The sequence below is a fragment of the Rhodococcus sp. PSBB066 genome, assembly GCF_017068255.1.
Taxonomy (GTDB): domain Bacteria; phylum Actinomycetota; class Actinomycetes; order Mycobacteriales; family Mycobacteriaceae; genus Rhodococcus; species Rhodococcus aetherivorans.
Window position 1 is genome coordinate 4764414 of record NZ_CP070859.1, and the last position, 26071, is coordinate 4790484.

The 26071-nt window shown below is 69.7% G+C and carries 26 protein-coding genes; 4 read left to right on the top strand and 22 right to left on the bottom strand.

What is annotated here, in order from left to right:
• Positions 1-144 precede the first annotated feature (144 nt).
• Positions 145-1407 carry a UDP-N-acetylglucosamine 1-carboxyvinyltransferase gene (gene murA, locus JYA75_RS21610; protein WP_006944332.1) on the bottom strand — a complete coding sequence of 421 codons (1263 nt, stop codon included), beginning with the start codon at positions 1405-1407 and terminating at the stop codon, positions 145-147.
• 56 nt (positions 1408-1463) lie between these two features.
• Between murA and JYA75_RS21615 the strand changes: the two genes are divergently transcribed.
• Positions 1464-2036, top strand: a complete 573-nt coding sequence (locus JYA75_RS21615; protein WP_050036333.1) for a cob(I)yrinic acid a,c-diamide adenosyltransferase — start codon at positions 1464-1466, stop codon at positions 2034-2036.
• Between the two features lie 19 nt (positions 2037-2055).
• Here the strand turns inward: JYA75_RS21615 and JYA75_RS21620 are convergent, their stop codons facing one another.
• The 13 genes from JYA75_RS21620 to prmC form a co-directional block, all read right to left on the bottom strand.
• Positions 2056-2478 (bottom strand): DUF2550 domain-containing protein, encoded by a 423-nt coding sequence (locus tag JYA75_RS21620; RefSeq protein WP_037200752.1) that lies wholly within the window; start codon positions 2476-2478, stop codon positions 2056-2058.
• A gap of 47 nt (positions 2479-2525) precedes the next feature.
• Positions 2526-2891, bottom strand: coding sequence for a F0F1 ATP synthase subunit epsilon (locus JYA75_RS21625; RefSeq protein WP_203329315.1), 366 nt, complete (start codon positions 2889-2891; stop codon positions 2526-2528).
• A 6-nt stretch (positions 2892-2897) separates the two neighbouring features.
• The gene (gene atpD, locus JYA75_RS21630) at positions 2898-4349 is read right to left on the bottom strand and encodes a F0F1 ATP synthase subunit beta (RefSeq protein ID WP_006944336.1); all 1452 of its coding nucleotides are present in this window, start codon (positions 4347-4349) and stop codon (positions 2898-2900) included.
• A gap of 4 nt (positions 4350-4353) precedes the next feature.
• Positions 4354-5337 (bottom strand): F0F1 ATP synthase subunit gamma, encoded by a 984-nt coding sequence (locus JYA75_RS21635; protein ID WP_006944337.1) that lies wholly within the window; start codon positions 5335-5337, stop codon positions 4354-4356.
• A 48-nt stretch (positions 5338-5385) separates the two neighbouring features.
• Complete coding sequence (gene atpA / locus JYA75_RS21640; protein ID WP_006944348.1) at positions 5386-7029, bottom strand: F0F1 ATP synthase subunit alpha; 1644 nt, start codon at positions 7027-7029, stop codon at positions 5386-5388.
• Between the two features lie 64 nt (positions 7030-7093).
• Entirely contained in the window at positions 7094-7933 is an 840-nt protein-coding gene (locus JYA75_RS21645; RefSeq protein WP_006944350.1) for a F0F1 ATP synthase subunit delta, read from the bottom strand.
• Positions 7934-7938: 5 nt separating this feature from the next.
• A complete protein-coding gene (locus JYA75_RS21650) occupies positions 7939-8499 on the bottom strand; it encodes a F0F1 ATP synthase subunit B (RefSeq protein ID WP_006944352.1) in 561 nt (186 codons plus the stop codon).
• A 10-nt stretch (positions 8500-8509) separates the two neighbouring features.
• The gene (locus tag JYA75_RS21655; RefSeq protein ID WP_003935756.1) at positions 8510-8761 is read right to left on the bottom strand and encodes an ATP synthase F0 subunit C; all 252 of its coding nucleotides are present in this window, start codon (positions 8759-8761) and stop codon (positions 8510-8512) included.
• 89 nt (positions 8762-8850) lie between these two features.
• Positions 8851-9699: a F0F1 ATP synthase subunit A gene (gene atpB, locus JYA75_RS21660; protein ID WP_170914067.1), complete on the bottom strand. Its 849-nt coding sequence runs from the start codon at positions 9697-9699 to the stop codon at positions 8851-8853.
• A gap of 259 nt (positions 9700-9958) precedes the next feature.
• Positions 9959-10426: a hypothetical protein gene (locus tag JYA75_RS21665; protein ID WP_006944358.1), complete on the bottom strand. Its 468-nt coding sequence runs from the start codon at positions 10424-10426 to the stop codon at positions 9959-9961.
• 11 nt (positions 10427-10437) lie between these two features.
• The gene (locus tag JYA75_RS21670) at positions 10438-11643 is read right to left on the bottom strand and encodes an MraY family glycosyltransferase (protein ID WP_168579494.1); all 1206 of its coding nucleotides are present in this window, start codon (positions 11641-11643) and stop codon (positions 10438-10440) included.
• Positions 11644-11661: 18 nt separating this feature from the next.
• Positions 11662-12324: an L-threonylcarbamoyladenylate synthase gene (locus JYA75_RS21675; RefSeq protein ID WP_072634972.1), complete on the bottom strand. Its 663-nt coding sequence runs from the start codon at positions 12322-12324 to the stop codon at positions 11662-11664.
• A 36-nt stretch (positions 12325-12360) separates the two neighbouring features.
• Positions 12361-13281 (bottom strand): peptide chain release factor N(5)-glutamine methyltransferase, encoded by a 921-nt coding sequence (gene prmC / locus JYA75_RS21680; RefSeq protein ID WP_029542938.1) that lies wholly within the window; start codon positions 13279-13281, stop codon positions 12361-12363.
• 119 nt (positions 13282-13400) lie between these two features.
• On the opposite strand from prmC, the gene JYA75_RS21685 reads away from it, so the two are divergent.
• Positions 13401-13886, top strand: coding sequence for a hypothetical protein (locus JYA75_RS21685; RefSeq protein ID WP_203329316.1), 486 nt, complete (start codon positions 13401-13403; stop codon positions 13884-13886).
• Positions 13887-13910: 24 nt separating this feature from the next.
• On the opposite strand, the gene prfA is transcribed toward JYA75_RS21685, so the two are convergent.
• The 8 genes from prfA to argS all read right to left on the bottom strand — a co-directional run bounded on the left by prfA (position 13911) and on the right by argS (position 24306).
• Positions 13911-14990: a peptide chain release factor 1 gene (gene prfA / locus JYA75_RS21690; RefSeq protein WP_006944377.1), complete on the bottom strand. Its 1080-nt coding sequence runs from the start codon at positions 14988-14990 to the stop codon at positions 13911-13913.
• 111 nt (positions 14991-15101) lie between these two features.
• A complete protein-coding gene (rpmE, locus tag JYA75_RS21695; RefSeq protein ID WP_006944378.1) occupies positions 15102-15335 on the bottom strand; it encodes a 50S ribosomal protein L31 in 234 nt (77 codons plus the stop codon).
• 141 nt (positions 15336-15476) lie between these two features.
• Positions 15477-17471, bottom strand: coding sequence for a transcription termination factor Rho (rho, locus tag JYA75_RS21700; protein WP_006944379.1), 1995 nt, complete (start codon positions 17469-17471; stop codon positions 15477-15479).
• A 356-nt stretch (positions 17472-17827) separates the two neighbouring features.
• The gene (gene thrB / locus JYA75_RS21705; protein ID WP_029542933.1) at positions 17828-18757 is read right to left on the bottom strand and encodes a homoserine kinase; all 930 of its coding nucleotides are present in this window, start codon (positions 18755-18757) and stop codon (positions 17828-17830) included.
• Between the two features lie 35 nt (positions 18758-18792).
• Entirely contained in the window at positions 18793-19887 is a 1095-nt protein-coding gene (gene thrC, locus JYA75_RS21710; RefSeq protein ID WP_006944382.1) for a threonine synthase, read from the bottom strand.
• Positions 19884-21194, bottom strand: coding sequence for a homoserine dehydrogenase (locus JYA75_RS21715; RefSeq protein ID WP_029542928.1), 1311 nt, complete (start codon positions 21192-21194; stop codon positions 19884-19886). The genes thrC and JYA75_RS21715 overlap by 4 nt, the downstream gene beginning before the upstream one ends.
• 11 nt (positions 21195-21205) lie before the next feature.
• The gene (gene lysA / locus JYA75_RS21720; protein WP_006944385.1) at positions 21206-22627 is read right to left on the bottom strand and encodes a diaminopimelate decarboxylase; all 1422 of its coding nucleotides are present in this window, start codon (positions 22625-22627) and stop codon (positions 21206-21208) included.
• Positions 22624-24306, bottom strand: a complete 1683-nt coding sequence (argS, locus tag JYA75_RS21725) for an arginine--tRNA ligase (protein ID WP_152103800.1) — start codon at positions 24304-24306, stop codon at positions 22624-22626. Before argS ends, lysA begins: the two co-directional genes overlap by 4 nt.
• A 180-nt stretch (positions 24307-24486) precedes the next feature.
• Here argS and JYA75_RS21730 point away from each other — a divergent pair, with 180 nt between their 5' ends.
• Positions 24487-25320, top strand: coding sequence for a DUF3105 domain-containing protein (locus JYA75_RS21730; RefSeq protein ID WP_006944388.1), 834 nt, complete (start codon positions 24487-24489; stop codon positions 25318-25320).
• Position 25321: 1 nt separating this feature from the next.
• Complete coding sequence (locus JYA75_RS21735; RefSeq protein WP_029542924.1) at positions 25322-26032, top strand: DUF305 domain-containing protein; 711 nt, start codon at positions 25322-25324, stop codon at positions 26030-26032.
• Positions 26033-26071 lie beyond the last annotated feature (39 nt).

The following is a 26071-nucleotide window of genomic DNA, read 5'->3' on the forward strand; positions in this document are numbered from 1 at the left end:
TTTTCCCAGTTCGCGGGCCGCCCCCAGCCCCGCCTCCGCGCTGTCACTCCACCGTGATGCGCGGCACATTCGGACCGGCCATGTCGTCCACCCGCCCGTTTGAGCCCGAAATGACTGAGGCACAGCCGATTTCGGCGCTCCGCATCAGGAGTCGGAGTTGACCCGCTCGATGACGCCACCGAGCTCCTCGATGATCTCCACGAATCTCGGGTAGCCGCGGTCGATGTGGTAGACGTCGTGCACCTCGGTGACGCCGTCCGCACACAGCCCGGCCAGGACCAGTCCGGCACCGGCACGGATGTCCGACGACCACACCGGCGCGCTCGACAGCTCCTCGACACCGCGGACCACGGCATGGTGCCCGTCGGTGCGCGCATCGGCGCCGAGCCGGATCATCTCCTCGACGAACCGGAACCGCGCCTCGAAGACGTTCTCCGTGATCATCGACGTGCCGTCGGCGACCGCCGCGAGCCCGATCGCCATGGGCTGCAGGTCGGTCGGGAAGCCGGGATACGGCAGGGTCGCGAAGTTGACCGCCCGGGGACGGTCGTGCTGAACAACCCGGAAGCCGTCCACCTCGGGCGTCACCTCCGCGCCGGCGGCACGGAGCTTGTCGAGGACGAGGCTCAGGTGCTTCGGGTTGACGCCGCGCACGCGGACGTCGCCGCGTGTCATCGCCGCCGCGATCCCCCACGTCGCCGCGACGATGCGATCCCCGATGACGCGGTGGGTGGTGGGTTCGAGCCGGGGGACGCCCATGATCGTCAGCGTCGAGGTGCCGGCCCCGGAGATGCGGGCACCCATCTGGACCAGCATGGTGCACAGGTCGACGATCTCCGGCTCCCGAGCCGCGTTGTCGATCGTGGTCTCTCCGCTCGCGAGAACGGCGGCCATCAGGATGTTCTCGGTGGCCCCCACCGACGGAAAGGCCAGGCGGATCGCGTTGCCGTGCAGGTCGTCGGCCTCGGCCACCACACAGCCGTGCTCGATCGTGCTGTGCGCCCCCAGCAGGCGGAGCCCCGTCTGGTGCATATCGAGCGGCCGTGAGCCGATCGCATCGCCGCCCGGCAGCGCGACGACGGCCTTGCGGCACCGAGCCACCAGCGGTCCGAGGACACACACCGACGCACGGAATTGCCGGACGGCGGCGAAATCTGCCTGGTACTTCGGCTGCGCGGGGGTCGTGATGCGTACCTCGTCACCCTCGAGCTCCACGTCGCATCCGAGTCCGCGGAGAACCTCGGCCATCAGCGGCACGTCGAGGATGTCCGGGCAGTTGGTGATGACGCTCGTCCCCTCCGCCAACAGGGCGGCTGCCATCAGCTTGAGCACGCTGTTCTTGGCGCCCCCGACGACTACCTCACCGACAAGCCGGTTACCACCGGAGACAAGAAAGCGATCACTCACAACGCCACAGCCTATCGACCACACTGCGGGAATACGGGAGCGGTACCGTGACCTGCATGGCTGTCCATCTCACACGGATCTACACCCGCACCGGCGACGACGGTACGACGGGCCTCAGCGACTTCTCGCGGGTGTCGAAGAACGACCCGAGGCTGATCGCCTACGCGGACTGCGACGAGACGAATGCGGCGCTCGGCGTGGCGCTGGCTGTGGGCGACGTACCGGAACGGATGGTGCCGGTCCTGCGCCAGATCCAGAACGACCTGTTCGACGCCGGAGCCGACCTGTCGACGCCGGTGGTGCCGGAGCCGAAGTATCCGCCGCTGCGGATCACGCAGGGGTACATCGATCGGCTCGAGCGCTGGTGCGACGAGTTCAACGAGGAACTGGCGCCGCTCGATTCCTTCATTCTCCCCGGCGGCACCGCGCTGGCGGCCCTGCTGCACACGGCCCGGACGGTGGCACGGCGGGCGGAGCGCTCCGCCTGGGCGGCGGTAGCCGCCCACCCGGACGACACGAATGTGCTGCCGGCGAAGTACCTCAACCGGCTGTCGGATCTGCTCTTCATCCTCGGTCGCGTCGCGAACCCGGATGGTGACGTGCTCTGGAAGCCGGGCGCGGGCGCGTGAGGACCCGGTCGGCCGGACCTCAGTTCGGCCGGCCGCGCAGGGATCGGTCCGAGGGCCGGGATTCGAGCCAGGACAGGAAGGCGGTGAGCGCACCGCTGTCGAGGGCGATCTCGAAGTTGTTTGCGCCGTCCTGGATTTCGAGGATCACGATGTCCTCGGTCATGATGTCGTGCTCACTGCCCTCGGGCGCGCGACGGCTGCGCACCTCGACTCCCTGCCGGGCGAGGCGCGAGTCCGGGCCCGGGCGCAGGCTGGAGAGCTTGTAGAAGACGAGCGTGCGCTCGCCGTAACGGATGACGCCGTGCCGCCACCCGGCGCCGGCGCCGTTGGGCAGGCGCCGCAGGATCGCGGCGGTGCCGCCGCCCCGCAGGGTGACGAGGCGATAGAGAAAAGCCGCGACGGCAGCCGCGAGCAGTATCACCAGAACGATGAGAACAATCATTCCAACTGACACTGCTCGTCGGCTCCGTCGCGGCTTCTCGTGTCCGGTCAGGCCCGCTCGACAGCCCGGAGCCGGCCCCGCGCCGCGGCGATCTCGGCCTCGTCCCGGCTTTCGCTCAGCACGGCGCGCGCGGACTCGACGTCGATGTTCTCCGTCAGCTCCGCGGCCTCGGCGAGGATCGTCACCGTCGTGGCGGTCACCGAGAGGAAGCCGCCGTGCACGGCCGCGACGACGCGCTCGCCGTCGCCGGTCGTGATGGAGACGACGCCGCCCTCCACGAGCTGGCCCAGGACCGGCTCGTGGCCCGGCATGACACCGATCTCGCCCTCGGTCGTCTGGGCGCTGACCAGCCGGGCGGCGCCCGACCACAGGCGCTCCTCAACGGCAACGAGGTCCACGGTCATTTCAGCCATCGCGGACTACTTCCCGGCGATCTTCTTGGCAGCGGCCTCGACGTCGTCGAGTCCACCGCAGCTGTTGAACGCCTGCTCGGGCAGGTGGTCGAACTCACCCTTGGTGACGCGGTCGAATGCCTCGATGGTGTCGCGCAGCGGCACCACGGAGCCGGGCTCGCCGGTGAACTTCTCGGCCACGATGAAGTTCTGGCCGAGGAACTTCTGCAGACGACGGGCGCGGCCGACGAGGACCTTGTCCTCCTCGGAGAGCTCGTCCATACCGAGGATGGCGATGATGTCCTGCAGCTCCTTGTACTTCTGCAGGATCCGCTTCACCTCGTTGGCGACGCGGAAGTGCTCGGCACCGACGATGCCGGGCTCGAGGATGCGCGAGGTCGACGTCAGCGGATCCACAGCGGGGTAGATACCCATCTGCGAGATCGGACGCGAGAGCTCGGTGGTCGCATCGAGGTGCGCGAACGTCGTGGCCGGCGCCGGGTCGGTGTAGTCGTCGGCGGGGACGTAGATCGCCTGCAGCGAGGTGATCGAGCGGCCACGGGTCGAGGTGATCCGCTCCTGGAGCTCACCCATCTCGTCGGCCAGCGTCGGCTGGTAACCGACGGCCGACGGCATACGACCGAGCAGGGTCGACACCTCGGAACCGGCCTGGGTGAACCGGAAGATGTTGTCGATGAACAGCAGCACGTCCTGGCCCTGAATATCGCGGAAGTACTCCGCCATGGTCAGCGCGGACAGGGCGACGCGCATACGCGTTCCCGGCGGCTCGTCCATCTGGCCGAAGACGAGGGCGGTGTCCTGGAGGACGCCCATCTCCTCCATCTCGAGGTGGAGGTCGGTGCCCTCACGGGTGCGCTCGCCGACGCCGGCGAACACCGACGTGCCGGAGAACTCACGCGCGATACGGGTGATCATCTCCTGGATCAGAACGGTCTTGCCGACACCGGCACCACCGAACAGACCGATCTTGCCGCCCTTGACGTACGGGGTCAGCAGGTCGATGACCTTGATGCCGGTCTCGAGGATCTCGGTCTTGCCCTCGAGCTGGTCGAAGGCCGGCGGCTTGCGGTGGATGCCCCACTGCTCGCCATCGCGCCCGGTGCCCGGGGCGTCGAGGCAGTCACCGAGGGCGTTGAACACGTGGCCCTTGACGACGTCGCCGACCGGCACGGAGATCGGACGGCCCGTGTCGACGACCGTGGTGCCGCGCACCAGGCCGTCGGTGGGCTGCATGGAGATCGTGCGCACCAGGTTGTCACCCAGGTGCTGCGCGACCTCGAAGGTCAGGGTCTTCGCCACGGACGGCAGAGTGACCTCTGCGTGCAGGGCGTTGAACAGAGCGGGAACGGCACCACGCGGGAACTCGACGTCCACGACGGGGCCGATGACCCGAACGACGCGGCCGGCGGTGGCCGAGGCCGCCCCCGCCCCGTAGTTATCGGTTACTGCTGCGGTCATGTGCTTAGTCACTTCCTGCACTCGAGGCGAGCGCGTTGGCACCGCCGACGATCTCGCTGATTTCCTGGGTGATCTGCGCCTGGCGGGCCTGGTTGGCCTGACGGCTGAGGGTGTTCACCAGTTCCGTGGCATTGTCGGTGGCCGCCTTCATGGCGGTACGCCGAGCAGCCGACTCCGATGCCGCGGCATCGAGCAGCGACGCGAAGATGCGGGTGCTGATGTACTTCGGCAGCAGCGCCGCGAGCAGCGTCGAGGCCTCCGGCTCGAAGTTGTAGCCGGGCCGGGGCCCGCCGTTGCTGCCGACGTGCCGGCCGTCGGTGAGCATGTCCTCGCCGAGGTCGATCTCGTCCTCGGTGACGGTCACCTCGAGCGGCGCCATCCGGCGCACCTCGGGGGTCTGGGTCAGCATCGAGACGAAGCGGGTGTAGACGATGTGCAGTTCGTCGACGCCCTCGATCGTGCCCTCACCGTTCGGCGCGGGCACCTCGTTGCCGGACCCGGCCATGAACAGTTCCACCAGGTGACGACTCGCCTTGGCCGCATCCGTGTAGCGCGGCTCCTGCGAGAAGCCGGTCCACGCCCCCGCAACCTGCCGGCCGCGGAAGGTGTAGTAGCTCAGGCCCTTGGCACCGAGCACGTAGAACACCGGCTCCTTGCCCTCGCTGACCAGCAGCTGCCGCAGCTCCTCGGCCTCCTTGAGGACGTTGGCGTTGTAGCCGCCGGCCATGCCACGGTCACTGGTGACAACCAGGACTGCGGCACGCCTCGGGTTGGGCCGTTCGTTGAGCAGGGGGTGATCCAGCGACGCGGACGCGCTCGCCAGTTCGGAGAGCACCTTGGTGATCTCCTCGGCGTACGGCTTGGACGCTGCCACTCGGGCCTGAGCCTTCGTGATCCGCGACGTCGCGATCAGCTCCTGCGCCTTGGTGATCTTCTTGGTCGAGTTGACCGACTTGATCCGCGAGCGGAGCTCGCGCAGGCTTGCCATTCGTCGATCACACTCCCTTCACAGGACGCTGGGTCATGGTCTCCACGCTCACTTGCGAACAGTGGTGCGCTTGACGGAAACCTGCTCCTGCTCGACCTCGTCGGCGCCCAGGGCCTCGGCCTCGGCCTCGTTCACGACGCGGGTTCCGTCGGAGGCGATGAAGCCCTCCTTGAACTTGTTGGTCGCGGCGAGCAGCGCGGACGCGGAGTCGTCGGTCAGCGCCTTGCCGCCGGCGATCTGCTCGTAGACGCCCGAGGCGCTGTGGTGCAGGTCCTCGAGCAGCTCGGCCTCGAAGCGGCGCACGTCGCCGACGGGAACCGAGTCGTAGACGCCCTCACCCGCGAGGTAGATCGACACGATCTGGTCCTCGACGGCGACCGGGGAGTACTGGTCCTGCTTGAGGAGCTCGACCAGACGCTGGCCACGCTCGAGCTGCGCCTTCGAGGCCGCATCGAGGTCAGAGGCGAAGGCGGCGAACGCCTCGAGCTCACGGAACTGCGCGAGCTCCAGACGCAGCGAGCCGGACACCTTCTTCATGCCCTTGGTCTGCGCCGCGCCACCGACTCGGGACACCGAGATACCGACGTTGATGGCGGGGCGGATGCCCTTGTTGAACAGGTCGGACTCGAGGAAGACCTGGCCGTCGGTGATGGAGATGACGTTGGTCGGGATGTAGGCCGAGACGTCGTTGGCCTTGGTCTCGATGATCGGCAGGGCCGTCAGCGAACCGCCACCGAGCTCGTCGGACAGCTTGGCCGAGCGCTCCAGCAGACGGGAGTGCAGGTAGAACACATCGCCCGGGTAGGCCTCACGTCCCGGCGGGCGGCGCAGCAGCAGGGAGATCGCGCGGTACGCCTCGGCCTGCTTGGTCAGGTCGTCGAACACGATGAGCACGTGCTTGCCCTGGTACATCCAGTGCTGGCCGATGGCCGAGCCGGTGTAGGGGGCGAGCCACTTGAAGCCGGCGGAGTCGGAGGCGGGGGCCGCGACGATGGTGGTGTACTCCATCGCGCCGTGCTCCTCGAGGGCGGCCTTGACGCCCGCGATGGTGGAGCCCTTCTGGCCGATCGCGACGTAGATGCAGCGGACCTGCTGCTTCGGGTCGCCGGAGGCCCAGTTGGCCTTCTGGTTCAGGATCGCGTCGACGCAGACGGCGGTCTTGCCCGTCTTGCGGTCGCCGATGACCAGCTGGCGCTGGCCGCGGCCGATCGGGGTCATCGCGTCGATGGCCTTGATGCCGGTCTGCAGCGGCTCCTCGACCGGCTGGCGCTGCAGCACGGTCGCGGCCTGCAGCTCGAGGGCCCGATTCTCGGTCGCCTCGATGTCGCCGAGGCCGTCGATCGGCTGGCCCAGGGGGTTCACGACGCGGCCGAGGTAGCCGTCGCCGACCGGCACCGACAGAACGTCGCCGGTCCGCTTGACTTCCTGGCCCTCTTCGAGGTCCTGGTAGTCGCCGAGGATGACGGCACCGATCTCGGTGGCGTCGAGGTTCAGGGCCACGCCCAGCACACCGCCGGGGAACTCCAGCAGCTCGTTGGCCATCGCCGACGGCAGACCGCTGATGTGCGCGATGCCGTCACTGGTGTCGGCGACCACGCCGACCTCCTCGCGGGAGGCCTCCGGGGAGTAGCTCGCGGTGTAGTTGTCGATCGCGCTACGGATCTCGTCGGAGGAGATCGTCAGCTCCGCCATGTTCTTCCTGCTCTCGGTATCTGGTCTTCGAAAAGATCGCTATGTGTGTGTGTTCGGTAGTGGACTACGTGAGGCTCTTGCGCACTGCGGCGAGTCGACCCGCGGCGGTGCCGTCGATGACCTCGTCGCCCACCCGGACGACCAATCCACTGAGAAGCTCGGGAACCACCTCGACGTGCACCGTGACCGGTTTCCCGTACGTTCTGGTCAGGATACCGGTGAGCCGTTCGGCCTGCGCCGCGCTGAGAGGTGCCGCGCTGCGCACGTGGGCGACGGCGCGGTCCCGCTGGGTGGCGGCGAGGTTCGACAGTGCGTCGAACGCGTCGGCCGGGGCCTTGTCCTTCAGCCGTCCGACGGCCTGCACGGCCAGGGCCTCGGTGATCGCCGTGGACTTGCCGTAGAGCAGACGCGAGAGGAACTCCCGCTTGGCCGCCAGCGGCTTGGTGCGATCGGAGAGGGCCTGTTCGAGTTCGGCGTTGCCGGCCACGATGCGACCGAGCCGGAACAGCTCGTCCTCGACGGTGTCGAGCTGATTCTGGTCCGCCGCCGCCGACAGGAGGGCTTCGCGGCCCAGCTGAACGAGGGAGTTGGTCAGGTCGGACTGGGTCGACCAGTCCTGCCCGGCCGCCGCCTTCAGGGTCGCGAGGGTGACGGGCGAGACCTTGCTCCCGAAGACCCGCTCGGCCAGTGCCTGCCGACCGGCTGCCGGGGCCGAGGCGTCGGCCAGCGCACTCCGCAGGGTGCGCTGATCGTCGAGCACCTCGACCACCGAGAACAGCTCGGAGCCGGCCTGCGCCGCAGCTGCAGTTGCGGCACCCGCGGCAGCGGATGCGGTGCTCGACGCCAACGCGCCCTGCAGCGCGGAACGCGTCTGAGCGAGTGCCTCACGGCTTGCTGCGTACATGGTGCTCACTTTCGGGATGCAGAGTCAGCGCTGAGGGAGTCGAGCTCGCTGAGGAAGCGGTCGATCGAGCCGGCACGCTTGACGTCGTCGGAGAGGGACTCCCCGATGACCTTCTCGGCCAGATCCACGGCGGTGCGTCCGAGATCGCCGCGCAGCTCGGTCACGATCTGCTGGCGCTGGGCCTGCAGCTGGTTGTGACCGGCAGCGACGATGCGGTCGCTCTCCTCCTGGGCCTGGGCCTTCATGTCCGCGATGATCTGCTGGCCCTGGGCACGGGCCTCCTCGCGGATCTGCGCCGCCTCGGTGCGGGCCTCGGCGAGCTGCGCGCGGTACTGCTCGAGCGCGGCCTTTGCCTCGGCCTGAGCTTCCTCGGCCTTCTTGATGCCGCCTTCGATCAGCTCCGAACGCTCGTCGAGCACCTTCTGGAACAGCGGAAGCACGTACTTCCAGAAGACGAGCCCGACGATGATCAGGGCGACCAGCGACCAGACGATGTCATACGTCGCGGGGAGCAGAGGATTTTGGTCCTCCGCCTCCGCCGCGAGCAACAGGATGCTGTCAGCCATGGTCGTCAGATCAGAAGATGAAGCCGGCGACGATACCGATCAGCGCCAGGGCCTCGGTGAACGCGATACCGAGGAACATGGTGGTGCGCAGCTGGCCGGCCATCTCGGGCTGGCGGGCCATGCCCTCGATCGCCTTGCCGACGACGATGCCGATGCCGATGCCGGGGCCGATGGCCGCGAGGCCGTAGCCGACCGCACCGAGACCGCTGATGGTGCTCTCCGTCTGGGCGAGGACGTCAACTGCCTGAAGCGCAACGCTCATTGGTGTTCCATTCCCTTTCTTGTGGCTCGGCCCCGGGGATCGGCAACCGAGTCAGTCTGTGTGTTGTGTGGGTAGTGCCGGTCGGCGCGCTAGTGCTCTTCGGCGTGCAGCGCCAGGTCGATGTACACCGCCGTCAACAGCGAGAAGATGTACGCCTGCAGGACGATCACCAGCAGCTCGAAGAAGGTGAACGCGACGCCACCGATCAGCGAGCCGATGCCGAAGATCTTCATCGCGCCTTCGGAGCTGAAGAAGAAGAACTGGGTTGCGCTGAAGAACAGCACCAGCATGATGTGGCCGGCCAGCATGTTCGCCATGAGACGGATGGTGAGCGTGAACGGGCGCAGCAGGAACGTCGAGATGAACTCGATCGGGATGACCAGCACGTGCAGCGCGGGGGGCAGGTTCGGGACGACGATGCTGCTCTTGACGTAGCGGAAGAACCCGTACTTCTTGATGCCCACGTAGTTGAAGACGACGTAGGCCAGCGCGGCCAGCACGATCGGCATACCGATGCGCGCGTTCGACGAGATGTTCAGGAACGGGATGACCGACGTCAGGTTGAGACCGACCACGAGGAAGAAAATGGTCACGAGCACCGGAAGGAATCGGCGACCCTGCTGCTTGCCGAGGATGTCCTCGGCGATGTTGATCCGCACGAAGTCGATCATGATCTCGGCGACGTTCTGCACACCGCGGGGCACAATCTTCGGGCTGCGCATCGCGAGCGCGAAGAACAGCGCCACAAGCACGGCCACGACGACGCGGATGAGCATCAGGCGGTCCATTTCGAAGGGGGTGCCTTCGAACAGAACTGCTGGGGGGAAGAAATCGGCTAGTGACGGCGCGTGGAATTCTCCGGCAGCCAAGGTGGTGACGCTCAGCGCTCTCTCCCGTAGTCGGCCGCAGGCATTGCCGTCTGCGGTTCGATCGGACATTGACGATCCAACAAGTCGACCAGGTCGGCTCGCGTATTCGCCAGCTGCTGTCGGCTCCCGATCGGGGCCAGCGTCTGTCGGTGTCGGCGACTCTCGTCGACTCGGCGGCCATTCGAACACGACCGCCTGCGAGGGCACAACCGCACTCGACTCCTCCGGAATCGCAGGCAGTCGCACTCGCTTGGGACGACCTTATCAACACTTCTACGACGTTGTGTAGGCGGGTGCCCGTACCGCCAGGTCATTGACAACGGCGGTACTACCGCTCGTCGTTGTTCCCCTGCTCAGCGCTACCGGCAGGCTCCACGTACAGCGCCCGCTGCGACAGCACGCCGTAGGTCTCGGCCCCCAGGACGATGAGCAGTGCGAAGACGATGGTGAGCACCAGCGCACCCTTGTCGTAGAAATCGAGCGGCTTGAGCAGCATCATCACCACGATCGCGAGGATCAGCTTGAGCAACCAGGTGCCCAGCAGCACCGCGCCCGCCGTCGTCGCCGGGAGCCGGGCGGTGAGCAGCACGCCGAGGGCGGTGAAGAGAATGAACCCCCCTCCCACGGCCGCGCCGATCAGCGCGCCCCACACGCCCGGCAGGCCGGCGACGAGGCCTCCGATCACCGTCGCGACGACCGTCAGTGCGATCAGTCCGAGCACGCCGTAGCGGACGGCGGCGCGCATCGGCGCGGAAGAGTCGGGCAGGGCGGGCAGGGGCCGATCCGGGGAGGTCACGGGAATCAAGCCTAACGGACCCGGCGACGGCCCCAGCGTCGCCGGGGACGGTCGGCGTCCTCGTGACGCAGCGACGGCACCGCCGTGACGACCAGCGCGAACACCAGTCCACCCGCCACGAGCAGCACGACGGCCCGCCGGTCGAGCAGGGAGGAGCCGACGGCCCCGAACGCGAGCACCCCGACCCACAGGTAGATCAGCAGCACCACCCGGCGGTGCGAGTGCCCGATCTGCAGCAACCGGTGATGCAGGTGCATCTTGTCGGGACTGAAGGGACTGACCCCGGCCCGGGTGCGCCGGACGATCGCCAGCAGCAGGTCGAGAATGGGGATGAACATGACAGCCCCGACGAGGATCAGCGGGGAGAGCAGGCCGAGCAGGTCGCGGGTGCCGTAGGCGGCCAGGGGGATGCGTCCCGACGCGCTCGTCGAGGTCGCCGCCAGCATCAGGCCGATCAGCATCGATCCGGAGTCGCCCATGAAGATCCGGGCCGGCTGGAAGTTGTGCGGCAGGAAGCCGAGGCAGGCGCCGGCGAGGGCCGCGGCGATCAGGGCGGGCGGATACGCGCTGACGTCGCCACCCTGGTCGTGCAACAGCCCGACGGAGAACACACAGATCGCGACGGCTGCGATCAGCCCCAGGCCGGCCGCGAGCCCGTCGAGGCCGTCGACGAAGTTCATCGCGTTGATCATCACCACCGCGACGAGCACGGTGAACAGCCCCGCCTGCAGCTGGTCGAGGATGAGGGTGCTGCCGCCGAACGGCTCGTAGATGACGATCCAGCTCACGCCCATCACGACGAGCACGCCCGCCGCCGTGACCTGCCCGACGAACTTGGTCAGGGCGTCGAGGCCCCAACGGTCGTCGATGATCCCGACGATCACGATGATGGTGCCCGACACCAGCGCGGCACCCATGTCGGGGGTGTACTCGAAGCCTCTGGTCAGCGCCGGCAGCTGCTGGGCGAACAGCAGGCCCGCCACCAGCCCGATGTACATGCCGACGCCGCCGAGCCGTGGCGTCGGCTGGACGTGCACGTCGCGGTCCCGGGGCACCGCGACGGCACCGAACCGGATCGCGGCGATCCGCACGGCCCCGGTCGAGAGGAAGGTGACGACCGCGGCGGTGAGGAGCACGAGCAGCAGCTCACGGATGGGCACGCCGGCGCCGCGGCCCGACTGGGCCAGCACCAGGGATGCCGTGTCGGCGGCAGTCACTTCGCCCGGTCCCCGCCGTCACTCCCCGCCGGCACGCAGCTGCGCCGGGTCCTCGCCCAGCACCTCCGCGATGTCCTCGACCGCCACGGCGCCCTCGCGCAGCACGCGGGGCCGGTCGGCGGTCAAGTCGACGATGGTGGAGGCGACGGCGTGTTCGGCCGGCCCGCCGTCGAGGTACACGCTCGCCGACCCGCCGAGCTGGGTGCGCGCCTCGTCCACCGTGATGGCCGGCGGACGGCCGGAGACGTTCGCGCTCGACACGGCCAGCGGACCCACCTCGCGCAGCAACTCGAGCACCACGGGGTGCAACGGCATGCGCAGCATCACGGTGCCGCGCGTGTCCCCCAGATCCCATGCGAGCGAGGGAGCTTGGTGCACAACGAGACTGAGACCGCCGGGCCAGAAGGCACGGATGAGTTCCCGCGCCTGCGGACGAACGGTGTTCACCAGGCCGTCGATCGTGTTCCACGAGCCGACCAGCACCGGCACCGGCATGTCCCGGCCCCGGCCCTTGGCGCGCAGCAGACTGGTCACCGCATCGCTGTCGAAGGCATCCGCCGCGATCCCGTACACCGTGTCCGTGGGCACGACGACGAGCCGTCCGGCCTTGAGCGCACCCTTGGCGGCGGTCAGACCGGCGGCGCGGGAATCGGGGCGACTGCAGTCGTAGACGGTGCTCACGGGTTCATCCTTCCACTGCCGCGAACGTGTCCGGCATCACACACCCGTCCCGCCCTGGGATCCGCCGCGCCGCGCCTCCACGTCGGTCGGCACCCGGCGGGCGACGACGAACCGCGGCCGGCCTGCCAGATCGGGGTGCTCGGTCACGTCACCGAACACGCGGCGCTGCGCGAACAGCTCCGCGACCTGGGCACCGTTCGTGTCGTCGTGCTCGACGCCGACGGCACCGCCGATCCGCAGCCAGCGGGCAATGTTCGACACCATCGGCTTGATCACCGACAGCCCGTCGGGACCGCCGAACAGCGCCGAGTGCGGGTCGTGCTCGATCACCTCGGGCGGGAGGTCGGTGCCCTCGGGAATGTAGGGCGGATTCGACACCACGATGTCGACCCGGCCCTCGAGCGAGGTGAGCAGGTTGCGGTCCGTCACATCGCCCTGATGCAGGAGGATCGGCGTGTCCCCCGCCGCCGCGCAGCGTTCCGCGTTCCGCCGCGCCCAGGCCAGGGCGTGGGGCTCGAGTTCGACGGCGTGGACGACCGCGTCGGGCCGGGCGTGCGCAACGGCCAGCGCGAGGGCGCCCGAGCCGGTGCACAGGTCGAGCACCACCGGCGGATGCTCCTGGAGTCCTTCCAGGTACGCCAGGGCCCAGGCCAGCAGCAGCTCGGTCTCGGGCCGCGGGACGAAGACGCCGGGGCCGACCTCGATGTCGATCTCCCCCATCCCCGTGCTGCCGGTGATGTACTGCAGCGGGATCCGCTTGGCACGCTGCGCGATCATCGCGCGGTACGCGTCGACCATGGCGGGGTCGACGAGCGGCACGAGCCCGAGACGGGTGCGCTCGATGCCGAGCAGATGCGCGGCGAGCAGCTCGGCGTCCACACGCGGGCTGGGGACACCGGCTTCCTCGAGCACCGACACCGCTTCGAGGATCGCCAGGCGCAGGGGTTGACGAGTCACGGCGTACAGACTGCCATGCCGGTCACCACACGGAAACGGACAGGTCACGCATCCGGTCTGCGGCATGATCGAGATCGTCCGTGTCAGGCAGCACTACGGAACTACGGAAGGATCTTCCTGTGACGAAGTCGGGATTCGCGGTTCGGGCATTCGCGGTTCGGGCAGCGGCCGTCGTCGCGCTCGGAGCCGCCGGCAGCCTCGCAGCGCCCGGACTTGCCTCCGCATCGCCGATCGACGTCCAACCCACGCCGCTGCTCTGCAGCTACGTCGCGCCGATCCACAGCGTGACCGAGACGGACAGCGACGCCCTCGAGGAGGGTCGGCTGTTCTTCGCCGTCGGCGAGCAGAAGGCGCAGAACGGTCAGGTGGGCTGGGTCAACACGGCCACCTGGCAGACGGGGGGCGCCTCGTTGACCGCGACACCGCAGAGCAGCGACGTCCCGGTCGCGCTGCTGAACACCGGGCCGGGCACCGTCGTGTCCGCCGTGTGGGGACCGCATCAGAACGCGAAGGGCGAGAGCTGCTTCCTGCTTCCCGGCATCGACATCTCGCAGGCGCCCGGGGACGACGATCCGGGCGACGAACCCGGCGAGACCGCGCAGTAGCCGCCCGGGGCCCGGCTCACGGCGTCACTCCGCGGCGAGCCGGGCCTCCCGGTCGGCCTTGCCCAGGGCGTCGAGCAGGGCGTCCATGTCGCCGTCGAGCACACCGTCGAGGTTGTGGGCCTTGAAGCCGATGCGGTGATCGGTGATCCGGTTCTCGGGAAAGTTGTAGGTGCGGATGCGCTCGGAGCGGTCCACCGTGCGCACCTGGCTGGCGCGGCCCGCGGAGGCCTCCGCCTCGGCGGCCTCCTCCGCCGCGGCCTGCAGCCGCGCGGCGAGCACCTGCATCGCCCGTGCCTTGTTCTGCAGCTGGGACCGCTCGTTCTGGCACGTGACGACGATGCCGGTGGGCAGGTGCGTGATGCGCACCGCCGAGTCGGTGGTGTTGACGCCCTGACCACCCTTGCCGGAGGAGCGGTACACGTCGATGCGCAGGTCCGACTCGTCGATCTGGACCTCCTCCACCTCGTCCGGCTCGGGGTAGATGAACACGCCGGCCGCCGAGGTGTGCACCCGGCCCTGGGACTCGGTGACGGGGACACGCTGGACGCGGTGCACGCCCCCCTCGAACTTCAGGCGCGACCAGACGCCGTCGCGCACATCGCTCTTCGACTTGATCGACAGCGTCGCGTCCTTGTAACCGCCGAGGTCGGAGATGGTCGCGCCGAGGACCTCCACGCGCCAGCCGGCGCGCTCGGCGTACCGGATGTACATGCGGGCGAGGTCGGCGGCGAACAGCGCGGACTCCTCACCGCCCTCCCCCGACTTGACCTCGAGCACCACGTCGTCGCCGTCGTGCGGATCGCGCGGGGCGAGCAGGTCGGTGAGGGCCTTGTCGAGTTCGCTCACCCGCTCCTCGAGGGCGGGAATCTCGGTCGCGAAGGCGGCGTCGTCCGCGGCGAGCTCACGCGCGGCCTCGAGATCGTCGCGCGCGGCCCGCAGCTTGGTGTAGGTGGCCATGACGGGAGCGAGCTCGGCGAACCGCTTGCCGACCTTGCGGGCCGTCGCCGGGTCGTTGTGCAGCGCCGGATCGGACAGCTGCTGCTCGAGACCGGCGTGTTCGGCCAGGATGTCGTCGATGGCCGACGGCTTGGTCTGCCCCGCCATGTGATTCGCTCCACTCGTCCGTCGTGCCGATCCGTGCCGCGCCCGGATCGGGATGGAAAAAGGCCGACGCCCGGTCTGTTGCTGAGACAGAACCGGGCGTCGGCGAGACAGCTACTTGTCGGCAGCAGCCTTCTTGGTGTCGCGCTTGCCGTAGCGGGCCTCGAAGCGGGCGACGCGTCCGCCGGTGTCGAGGATCTTCTGCTTGCCCGTGTAGAACGGGTGGCACTGCGAGCAGACCTCGACGGTGATCCGTCCCGACTCTGCGGTGCTGCGCGTCTCGAACGTGTTCCCGCAACCGCAGACGACGGTGGTCGTCACGTAGTTCGGGTGGATTCCTGCCTTCATGGTGTCCCTTTCGTGGCCGCCGGGTCGCCTCCGCGGATCGGAGACGTGAACCGGGACCGGACTGAGCTGTTCGATTATGCCAAACGCATGCCCGGGGGAAGAAATTCCGCCCCCGGGCATGCGGCGCCGCTGCCGCGGCGATCAGTCGTCGAGCGCTCCCGGTGCCGTCTTCGACACCTGCAGGAGGAACTCGATGTTGCTCTTGCTCTTCTTGAGCCGGTCGATGAGCAGATCGATGGCCTGGTGCGAGTCCAGACCGGAGAGCACGCGGCGCAGTTTGTGCACCACCGCGAACTCGTCGGGGCTCATCAGCAGCTCGTCCTTGCGCGTACCGGAGGGGTTGACGTCCACCGCCGGGAACACGCGCCGCTCGGCGATCTTGCGGTCGAGCTTGAGCTCGGCGTTGCCGGTGCCCTTGAACTCCTCGAAGATCACCGTGTCGCCCGTCGAACCCGTCTCCACCATGGCCGTGGCGATGATGGTGAGCGAGCCGCCGTTCTCGATGTTGCGAGCCGCGCCCAGGAACCGCTTCGGCGGGTACAGGGCGGTCGAGTCGACACCACCGGAGAGGATGCGGCCCGACGCCGGCGACGAGTTGTTGTACGCGCGGCCGAGGCGCGTGATCGAGTCGAGCAGGACGACCACGTCGCGGCCCTGCTCGACGAGCCGCTTGGCCCGCTCGATCGCAAGCTCGGCGACCGACGTGTGGTCCGACGGCGGCCGGTCGAAGGTCGAGGCGATGACCTCGCCCTTGACCGAGCGCTGCATGTCGGTGACCTCTTCGGGCCGCTCGTCCACCAGCACGACCATGAGGTAGCACTCGGGGTTGTTGGTCGTGATCGCGTTCGCGATGTCCTGCATCACCGTCGTCTTGCCGGCCTTAGGCGGCGAGACGATCAGGGCACGCTGGCCCTTGCCGATCGGCATGATCAGGTCGATCACGCGGGTGGTCAGGATGTTCGGGGTGGTCTCGAGCCGCAGCCGCTGGTTCGGGTACAGCGGGGTGAGCTTGTTGAACTCCGGGCGGCGCTTGGCGGCCTCGACGTCGCCGCCGTTGACCGTGTCGAGCCGGACCAGCGGGTTGAACTTCTGGCGCTGGTTGCCCTGCTCCCCCTCGCGCGGCACGCGGACCGCACCGGTGATGGCGTCGCCCCGGCGCAGACCGTTCTTGCGCACCATGTTCATCGAGACGTACACGTCGTTGGGGCCGGCCAGGTACCCGGAGGTCCGGACGAACGCGTAGTTGTCCAGGACGTCGAGGATGCCGGCGACCGGCTGCAGGACGTCGTCCTCGCGGATCTCGGGCTCGCGTGTGTCACCGCCGGCCTCGCCGCGGTCACGTCCGCGACGACGCTCACGGAAGCGGCGCCCGCGGCGCCCGCGGCCGTCCTCGTCGTCCTCGCCACCCCGGCCGTCGCGGCCGTCCTGACGGGGGCCCTGACCACGGTCCTCGCGGCGGCGTTCCCCCTGGTCGCGCTGGTCGCGCTGGCCGTCGCGCTGGTCGCGCTGGCCGTCGCGCTGACCGCGCTCGCGCCGACCGCCGTCGGACGGCTCGGCCTTCTCCTCGGTCTTCTCCTCGGCGCGCGGCTTCTCGTCGGTCCGCGCCTCGGCGGCGTCCTTCGGGGCCTCGGCGGTGGTCGTCTCGGCGGCCTGGTCGCCACCTCGGCGACCGCGACGCTGACGACCCCGGCGGCCACCCTCGGCCTCGCCGTCGGCGGGCTGCTCCGCCGCCTCGGCGGGCTGCTCGGGCGCCGTCGTCGCGGCGGGCCGCGCCTGGGCCGGCTCGGCGGCGGGGGCGGCGGTGTCGGCCGGGGCCGCGTCCTGGGCGGCACCACGGGCGCGACGAGCCCGGACGGGCCGGGCCGGCTGTTCCGGCGCAGGAGCCGTCTCGGCGGCTCCGCCGCCCTGACGCTCCTTGATCGCGGCGATGAGATCGCCCTTGCGCATCCCGGAGGTTCCCTTGATGCCGAGTTCGGCCGCGAGAGTCCGCAGCTCGGCCAGCACCATGCCGGAGAGACCGGCGCCACGCCGCCCACCGGCACGCGGTGCAGTCTGTGCAGGATCGGTGGCCTGCGCTCCCGCGGACGAATCCGTGGTATCGAGAACAGGCGTAGCGATCAGGTCCGTATCTGTCACGGAGATCCTTTCCTTCCCTCACTCGCGCCACGCAGAGTCGAGGGTTCGTTCCGCAGATCTTGCGTCGATCTGGGATTGCCGTACGTGTTCACGGATCGAACGGTCGGCACGTCCGCCATCACGCCATCCTCCGGCAGGTGCGGTCGGTCCATCTCCCCGAAACGAGGTCAGGTGAGGATCGATCCAGGATCGATCGCCCCGATGGATCTGGAGTGAATGCCCTGGAAAAGCCAGCGACTGAAACGCACGACGTGCGGACTAAGCACAGAATAGCGACGAACTGTACGTTGAGCAAGAAGAAGCCCCCGGGCGCGTCGCCCGGGGGTTCGCGCCCGACTCGAGAGGTTCGGGCTCGCTCACACGACCTGCACGCCGTCCGCGACGTCGAGTTCGAGCACGGTCATGTCGTCGGCCTCCGCGGCCGCGCGCAGGTCCGCGGGGAACGACTCGGTCGTGAGGGCGAGGACCGTGGGGCCGGCACCGGAGACCGCGGCGGGAATGCCCGCCGCGCGCAGGGCGGCGATCCACTTGGTGGTCAGCGGCAGGGCCGGGGCGCGCTGCGCCTGGTGCAGCAGGTCCTCCGTCGCCGGCATCAGCAGGTCCGGCCGCTCGGTGAGGGCGACGACGGCCAGCGCCGCGCGGCTGACGTTGAACGCCGCGTCGCGGTGCGGCACCAGATCGGGGAGCAGCCCGCGGGTGTGCGCGGTGGACGAGCGCGACGACGGCACCAGCACGACGACCCGGATCGCCGGGTGGACCGTGAGGGGCACCGCGCGGTAGGTGCGCTGTTCGTCGCCGACGACCGACTCGCTCCACGACACGACCGCGCCGCCGAGGATGCTGGCGGAGGCATTGTCCGGGTGGCCCTCGAATTCGGAGGCGAGCTGGACGAGTTGCGCCTCGTCGAGCACGCGCTCCGGAGCCACCTTGCGCACCAGCCCGTTGGCGGCCGCCAGGCCTCCGACGACCGCCGAGGCCGAGGAGCCGAGGCCGCGCGAGTGCGGAATAACGTTGCGGCACAACACGTCCAGGCCGTCGGCCCACACTCCGGCGGCCTCGAGGCCACGCTCGACCGCCCGCACCACCAGGTGCGACGGTCCCCACGGCACCTCTTCGGCGCCCTCGCCCTCGACGCGCACCTCGAGGCCCGATGCGGTTGTGGTGACCGTGATCTCGTCGTACAACCCGACGGCCAGCCCGAGCGAATCGAAACCGGGGCCCAGATTCGCGCTCGAGGCCGGGACCCGGGCGGTCACGGAGATCCCTACGGGCAGCGTCTGCGTCATGTCGTCTTTCCCAACGGAGGAGGGCGCGGCGGTCACTAGGCCAGCTCGAGCGCCGCGGCCACAGCGACCGGATCGACCGGGATCGGCTCCACCTGCGGCATCCCGAGCAGCGCCGTGTCGGGATCCTTCAGGCCGTTGCCGGTGACGGTGCACACGACCTTCAGCCCGGAATCGAGCCAGCCCTCCTTGCGGGCGGCGAGCAGACCGGCGATCGACGCGGCGGACGCCGGTTCGACGAACACGCCTTCGGTGGCGGCGACGAGCCGGTACGCCTCGAGGATCTCCTCGTCGGTGGCCGCCCGGAACGCGCCGCCGGACTCCTCCTTGGCGGTCATCGCCCCGTTCCACGACGCCGGGGCGCCGATGCGGATGGCGGTGGCGATGGTCTCGGGGTCCTTGACGGGGGCGCCGTGCACCAGCGGTGCCGCGCCCGCGGCCTGGACGCCGAGCATGCGCGGCTTGCGGGTGGTGAGGCCGTCCGCGAAGTACTCGGTGTAGCCGCGCCAGTAGGCGGTGATGTTGCCGGCGTTGCCGACGGGCAGCACGTGCACGTCGGGGGCGTCGCCGAGCGCGTCGGCGATCTCGAACGCCGCCGTCTTCTGCCCCTCGATGCGCACGGGGTTGACGGAGTTCACCAGCCCGATGGTGGGGAACTCGGCGGTGGTCTTGCGGGCGAGCTCGAGACAGTCGTCGAAGTTGCCCTGGACCTGGATGATCTTCGCGCCGTACATGACCGCCTGGGCCAGCTTGCCCATCGCGATCTTGCCGTCCGGCACGAGCACCGCGCAGCCCATGCCGGCCTTGACGGCATATGCGGCCGCCGAGGCGGAGGTGTTGCCGGTGGAGGCGCACAGCACGGCCTGCTGGCCGCGGGCGAGGGCGTCGGTGACGGCCATCGTCATGCCGCGGTCCTTGAACGAGCCGGTCGGGTTCAGGCCCTCGACCTTCAGGTGCACCTCGCAACCGGTCAGTTCCGACAGGTGCGCCGCGGGCAGCAGCGGGGTGCCGCCCTCGCGGAGGGTGATGGTCTTCCAGTTTTCGCCGATCGGGAGCCGGTCACGGTACGCCTCGATCAGACCCGGCCACGGGGTGTGCACGGGGGTGGCGGTGTTCTTCTCGGGCGCGCTCATTCGGCGGATCCCTCCAGTCTCAGGACGCTGGTCACAGCGATCACGGATTCGAGTTGGTCGAGCGCTGCGACGGTGTCCGACAGCGCCTTGTCGGTGGCGCAATGGGTCAGCACCACCAGGCGGGCTCCGTCGCCGGCGCCCTCCTGGCGCACGGCGGCGATGCTCACGTCCCGCTTGGCGAACTCCGCGGCCACCGCCGAGAGCACGCCGGCCCGGTCCGCGACCTGCAGGTTGACGTAGTAGCGGGTGACGATGTCGCTCATCGGGGCGATCTCGAGGTCGGCGTACCGTGATTCGCGCGGGCCCCGGCCCCCGTGCACCCGGTTGCGGGCGGCCATCACGAGGTCGCCCATCACCGCGGAGGCGGTGGGCGAACCGCCGGCACCCTGGCCGTAGAACATCAGACGGCCCGATGCCTCGGCCTCGACGACGACCGCGTTGAACGCACCGTTGACGGCGGCGAGGGGATGCTCGCGCGGCACCAGGGCCGGGTAGACGCGCGCCGAGACCCGGTCCTTGCCGTCGGTGGTGATCCGCTCGCAGATGGCCAGCAGCTTGACGGTGCAGTTCAGCGCCCGCGCGGTGGTCAGGTCGGCGGCGGTGATCTTCGAGATGCCCTCGCGGTAGACGTCGCCGGCGGTGACGCGGGTGTGGAAGGCGATCGAGGCCAGGATCGCAGCCTTGGACGCGGCGTCGAAGCCCTCGACGTCGGCCGTCGGGTCGGCCTCGGCGTATCCGAGCCGGACCGCCTCGGCGAGGGTCTCGGCGTAGTCGGCGCCGGTCTCGTCCATGGCCGAGAGGATGTAGTTGGTGGTGCCGTTGACGATGCCGAGGACCCGGTTCACCTTGTCACCGGCGAGGGACTGGGTGAGGGGCCGGATGACCGGGATGGCGCCGGCGACGGCCGCCTCGAAGTACAGGTCCACGCGCTTGGCCTCGGCGGCCTCGGCGAGCTCGCCCGTGTACTCAGCGAGCAGGGCCTTGTTGGCGGTGACCACGGATTTGCCCGAGTCCAGGGCCGTGCGGACGAGCTTGCGCGGCAGTTCGATGCCGCCGATGACCTCCACCACGATGTCGACGTCGTCGCGGGCGATCAGGCCCTCGGCGTCCGTGGTGAGCAGGTCCTGCGGGATGCCGCGGTCGTCGCGGACGGTGCGCACGGCCACGCCCCGCAGCTCGAGCGGCGCGCCGATGCGCGCCTCGAGATCGGTGGCATCGTCGCGGATGATGCGCACGACCTCGGCTCCGACGGTGCCGTGCCCGAGCACAGCCACACCGATCGGGCGCTGCCCCGGTTCGTTGGTCACCGCTTCGGTCGTCACTCCGTAACCTCCAAGCTGAGCAGATCTTCCACGGTTTCCCGACGCAGGACGACGCGGGCGGCGCCGTCCTTGACCGCCACGACGGCGGGCCGGGGCAGCAGGTTGTACCTGCTGGACATCGAGTAGCAGTATGCACCGGTCGCGGCGACGGCCAACAGGTCGCCGGCTTCGAGGTCGGCGGGCATCCAGGCGTCGCGGATGACGATGTCGCCGCTCTCGCAGTGCTTGCCGACGACGCGGGACACGACGGGCTCCGCGTCGCTGGACCGCGACACCAGGCGGGCCTCGTACTCGGCCTGGTACAGGGAGGTGCGGATGTTGTCGCTCATGCCGCCGTCGACGCTGATGTAGCGGCGTGCCTGGTGAGCCCCCACCGCGACGTCCTTGATGGTGCCCACCTCGTAGAGGGTCACGGTGCCGGGGCCGGCGATCGCGCGTCCGGGCTCGACCGCGAGCGTCGGCTCGGGCAGGCCGGCGAGTGCGGACTCGGTCTGCACGATGTGCCGCAGCTTGGCAGCGAGTTCCTCCACGGGCGGCGGGTCGTCGCTGGGCACGTAGGAGATGCCGAGGCCGCCGCCGAGGTCGACGATGTTCATCTGCGCGGTCTTGTCGACGCCGAATTCGTGGACGGCATCGCGCAGCAGGCCGATGACCCGGTGCGCGGCGAGCTCGAACCCGTCGACGTCGAAGATCTGCGAGCCGATGTGGCTGTGCAGGCCGACCAGGCGCAGGTGATCGCTCGCGAACACCTTGCGGACCGCGGCCATGGCCACCCCGCCGGCCAGGGACAGCCCGAACTTCTGGTCCTCGTGCGCGGTGGAGATGAACTCGTGGGTGTGCGCCTCGACGCCGACCGTGACGCGGATCAGCACGTCCTGCACGACGTCGAGTTCGGCGGCGACCGCGTCGAGCAGGTCGATCTCCGACATGGAGTCCAGGACGATGTGCCCGACGCCTGCGGCGACGGCGGTCCGCAGCTCGGCCACGGACTTGTTGTTGCCGTGCATGGCGATCTTCCCCGCCGGGAAGCCGGCGCGCAGCGCGACGGCGAGCTCACCGCCGGTCGAGACGTCGAGGGACAGGCCCTCCTGCTCGACCCAGCGCGCGATCTCGGTGCACAGGAACGCCTTCGACGCGTAGTGCACCTTCGCGCCCGGCCCGAACGCGGCCGCGATGTCCCGGCACCGGGAGCGGAAGTCGTCCTCGTCGACGACGAAGAGCGGGGTGCCGTATCTCTCCGCGAGTTCGGTGACGGGCACGCCGGCGATCGTCACGACGCCGTCGTCGCCGCGCCGCGCGTTGCGGGGCCACACGTTCGGGTGCAGCAGGTTCAGCTCGCCGGCGTTCGCGGGCCGCTCGGTCAGGCCCGGTGCGTGCGGGATCTCGGCGTGCCGGGGACCGGCGGGGTGCGCGTTCACATCCGCTCCGGGGCGCTCACGCCGAGCAGTCCGAGCCCGTTGGCCAGCACCTGACGGGTCGCCGCGCACAGCGCGAGCCGCGCCGCGTGCAGCGGGCCGGGCTCCTCGTCGCCCTGCGGCAGGATGCGGCAGGAGTCGTAGAAGCGGTGGTAGGTGCCGGCGAGTTCCTCGAGGTACCGCGCGACGCGGTGCGGTTCCCGCAGTTCGGCGGCCTTGGCGAGGACGCGCGGGTACTCGCCGATCGTGCGGATCAGGTCGCCCTCGCGCTCGTGGGTGAGCAGGGCCAGGTCGGCGTTCTCGGCGCCGAGACCGAGCTCGGCGGTGTTCTCGGCGCCGAGACCGAGCTCGGCGGCGCCCCGGGCGATGGACGAGAGCCGGGCGTGCGCGTACTGGACGTAGTAGACCGGGTTCTCGTTGGTGGTGCTGGCCCACAGCTCGAGGTCGATGTCGATGCTCTGGTCCACCGACGAGCGCACCAGCGCGTAGCGGGCGGCGTCCACGCCGATCGCCTCGACGAGGTCGTCGAGGGTGATGACCGTGCCGGCGCGCTTGCTCATCTTCACGGCGACCCCGCCGCGCACGAGGTTGACCATCTGCCCGATCATCACCTCGACGGTGTCCGGGTCGTCGCCGAACGCGGCGGCCGCGGCCTTGAGCCGGCCGATGTAGCCGTGGTGGTCCGCGCCGAGCATGTAGATGCACAGGTCGAAGCCGCGCGACCGCTTGTCCTGGAAGTAGGCGATGTCACCGGCGATGTAGGCGGCGTTGCCGTCGCTCTTGATGACGACGCGGTCCTTGTCGTCGCCGAAGTCGGTGCTCTTGAGCCACCACGCGCCGTCCTGGTGGTACAGGCTCCCGGAGGTCTTGAGTGTCTCGACGGCCTTCTCCACGGCGCCGGACTCGAACAGGGAGTTCTCGTGGAAGTACACGTCGAAGTCGACACCGAACTCGTGCAGGGTGCGCTTGATGTGCGCGAACATCAGTTCGACGCCGATCGAGCGGAACACCTCGTGCCGCTCCTCTTCGGGCAGCGCGAGCGCGTCCGGGCGCTGCTGCAGCACGGCCTGCGCGATGTCGGCGATGTACGCGCCGGCGTAGCCGTCCTCCGGCGCGGGCTGCCCCTGTGCCGCGGCGATCAACGAGCGCGTGAACCGGTCGATCTGGGCGCCGTGGTCGTTGAAGTAGTACTCGCGGGTGACGTCGCCGCCCTGCGTGGTGAGGATCCGGCCGAGGGCGTCGCCGACCGCGGCCCAGCGGGTGCCGCCGAGGTGGATGGGCCCCGTGGGGTTCGCGGAGACGAACTCGAGGTTGATGCGGGTTCCGGCCAGCGCGTCCGAGTTGCCGTACGCGGCGCCCTCGGTGAGCACCTGGGCGACGATCGCGCCCTGGGCGTCGGCGGCGAGGCGGATGTTCAGGAAGCCCGGGCCGGCCACCTCGGCGGACTCGATGCCGTCGGCGGCGGTGAGGGCCTCGGCGAGCCAGCCCGCGAGTTCCCGCGGATTGACGCCGGCCTTCTTCGCGACCTGCATCGCGACGTTGGTCGCGTAGTCGCCGTGCTCCGGGTTGCGCGGCCGCTCGACCGTCAGGGTCTCGGGCAGGACGGACACGTCGAGGTCGCGCTCGGCGAGCACCCTCGCAGCGGTTCCGTGGAGCAATTCGGCAAGGTCGGCAGGAGTCACGGGTCTCTATCCTATTGGCTCCGTCCCACCCGGCGTGACGCCGGTCCGGCCTGTTGTCACGGTCACGGCCCGCCCGCCGCGGGGATGCCTGCCCGCCGCCCGCCCGTAGAGTTGACAGAGCACGCGCGGACCGAGCGTCGTGCGCCCTCTGTTGTCCATCCGTCGAAAGAGCACCCAACGATGCCCAGCGGTTCGGTAAGTGGCGGTTCCGGCAAGAAGTCCGGTGCCAAGTCTGCGAAGGCGATCAAGGCCGCCCAGAAGAAGAGCGGCGGTCGCGGCCTGCCCAAGCAGCGGCAGATTCCGTGGCTTCTGATCGGCGGCGTGGTCGCGGTGGTCGCGCTGGTCGCGGTCATCGCCGCCAGCATCATCCCGAAGTACCAGGACTCCCAGGCGCTCGCGGAGTGGACGCCGTCCGAGTCGAATCAGGACCCGTCGACTGCGATCGAGGGGGTCGTGACGGTCGACTACCCCGCCGGTCAGCACATCGGGTCCACGCAGCGCGTCGCGTACGACCAGAGCCCGCCGTTCGGCGGGCCGCACGACGCGATCTGGGCCACGTGCACCGGCACCGTGTACCCGGAGGCGATCCGCACCGAGAACGCCGTGCACTCGCTCGAGCACGGCGCGGTGTGGATCACGTACAACCCCGACCTGGTCGACCAGGCGGGCGTCGACGCGCTCGCGGCGAAGGTGGACGGCAAGTCCTACCTGATGATGTCGCCGTACCCGGGCCTCGACGCTCCGATCGCCCTGCAGTCGTGGGGGCATCAGCTGAAGGTGGACGCCGCCGACGACGAGCGGATCGACCACTTCATCGCGTCGCTGCGGCTGAACCGCTACGCCTACCCGGAGGTCGGCGCGAGCTGCTCCACGCTGCCCGGCTCGTACGACCCGAGCAATCCGCCGCCGTTCGATCCCTCCGCCCCCGGTCCGGACGCGGTGCCGATGGACGGCGGCACGGTGGACGGCACCGAGCAGGTGCCGGCCGACATGCAGGCCCCGGCGGGGAGCTGACGTGACGCACGATTCCGCTCCCACCGCCCAGGGGACTCCCACCCCCCAGGAGACGGGCCGACGCAGGGCGCTGCTGATCCTCGGTCTCGTCGCCGCCGTCGCGATCGGTTTCCTGCTCGGGTTCCTCGCCCGCATCCCGCTCGAGGACTCGCCGCCGGCGACGCCGGCCGCCGGCTCCGTCGACGTGGGATTCGCCCAGGACATGACCGTCCACCACAGCCAGGCGATCGAGATGGCCACCGTCGCGTTGACGGTGTCGGGCGACCAGCGGGTGCGCAACCTCGCGTACGACATCCTCACCACCCAGCAGAACCAGGTCGGGCAGATGCAGGGCTGGCTGTCGCTGTGGGGGCAGCCGCTGCTGCCCACCGGTGACTACATGACGTGGATGACCGAGGAGTCCGGCCACGACCACGGGAGCACGAGCCACTCCGACGGCGGCGGCGCCGGCCGGATGCCCGGCATGGCGACGTCCGAGGACCTGGCGAACCTGCGCCGCGCCACCGGCCCGGAACTCGACGTGCTGTTCCTGCAGCTGATGCTGCGCCACCACGAGGGCGGGCTGCCGATGATGGAGTACGGCGCGCAGTACGCGGGCCAGCCGGCGGTACGGACCCTGGCGCAGACGATGGTCGACACCCAGACCAGCGAGTCGGAACTCATGACGTCGATGCTGGCGGAGCGGGGCGCGCAGCCGCTGCCGATGAACTGACCGACCGGACCCGCGGACGGGGGACGGCCCACCGGGCCG

What these genes read in the sequence shown, in the direction of transcription:
- prfA (WP_006944377.1), bottom strand. Translation starts at nt 14,990, where the DNA reads ATGGCGGGGCAGACCAAGCCGTCGGCCATCGACGACATCCTGGCCGAA.
- thrC (WP_006944382.1), bottom strand. Translation starts at nt 19,887, where the DNA reads ATGAGCGCGCCCGAGAAGAACACCGCCACCCCCGTGCACACCCCGTGG.
- atpA (WP_006944348.1), bottom strand. Translation starts at nt 7,029, where the DNA reads ATGGCGGAGCTGACGATCTCCTCCGACGAGATCCGTAGCGCGATCGAC.
- JYA75_RS21620 (WP_037200752.1), bottom strand. Translation starts at nt 2,478, where the DNA reads ATGATTGTTCTCATCGTTCTGGTGATACTGCTCGCGGCTGCCGTCGCG.
- JYA75_RS21615 (WP_050036333.1), top strand. Translation starts at nt 1,464, where the DNA reads ATGGCTGTCCATCTCACACGGATCTACACCCGCACCGGCGACGACGGT.
- rpmE (WP_006944378.1), bottom strand. Translation starts at nt 15,335, where the DNA reads ATGAAGGCAGGAATCCACCCGAACTACGTGACGACCACCGTCGTCTGC.
- atpB (WP_170914067.1), bottom strand. Translation starts at nt 9,699, where the DNA reads ATGTCCGATCGAACCGCAGACGGCAATGCCTGCGGCCGACTACGGGAG.
- JYA75_RS21645 (WP_006944350.1), bottom strand. Translation starts at nt 7,933, where the DNA reads ATGTACGCAGCAAGCCGTGAGGCACTCGCTCAGACGCGTTCCGCGCTG.
- JYA75_RS21650 (WP_006944352.1), bottom strand. Translation starts at nt 8,499, where the DNA reads ATGGCTGACAGCATCCTGTTGCTCGCGGCGGAGGCGGAGGACCAAAAT.
- JYA75_RS21625 (WP_203329315.1), bottom strand. Translation starts at nt 2,891, where the DNA reads ATGGCTGAAATGACCGTGGACCTCGTTGCCGTTGAGGAGCGCCTGTGG.
- JYA75_RS21635 (WP_006944337.1), bottom strand. Translation starts at nt 5,337, where the DNA reads ATGGCAAGCCTGCGCGAGCTCCGCTCGCGGATCAAGTCGGTCAACTCG.
- thrB (WP_029542933.1), bottom strand. Translation starts at nt 18,757, where the DNA reads ATGACGCAGACGCTGCCCGTAGGGATCTCCGTGACCGCCCGGGTCCCG.
- atpD (WP_006944336.1), bottom strand. Translation starts at nt 4,349, where the DNA reads ATGACCGCAGCAGTAACCGATAACTACGGGGCGGGGGCGGCCTCGGCC.
- JYA75_RS21730 (WP_006944388.1), top strand. Translation starts at nt 24,487, where the DNA reads ATGCCCAGCGGTTCGGTAAGTGGCGGTTCCGGCAAGAAGTCCGGTGCC.
- JYA75_RS21655 (WP_003935756.1), bottom strand. Translation starts at nt 8,761, where the DNA reads ATGAGCGTTGCGCTTCAGGCAGTTGACGTCCTCGCCCAGACGGAGAGC.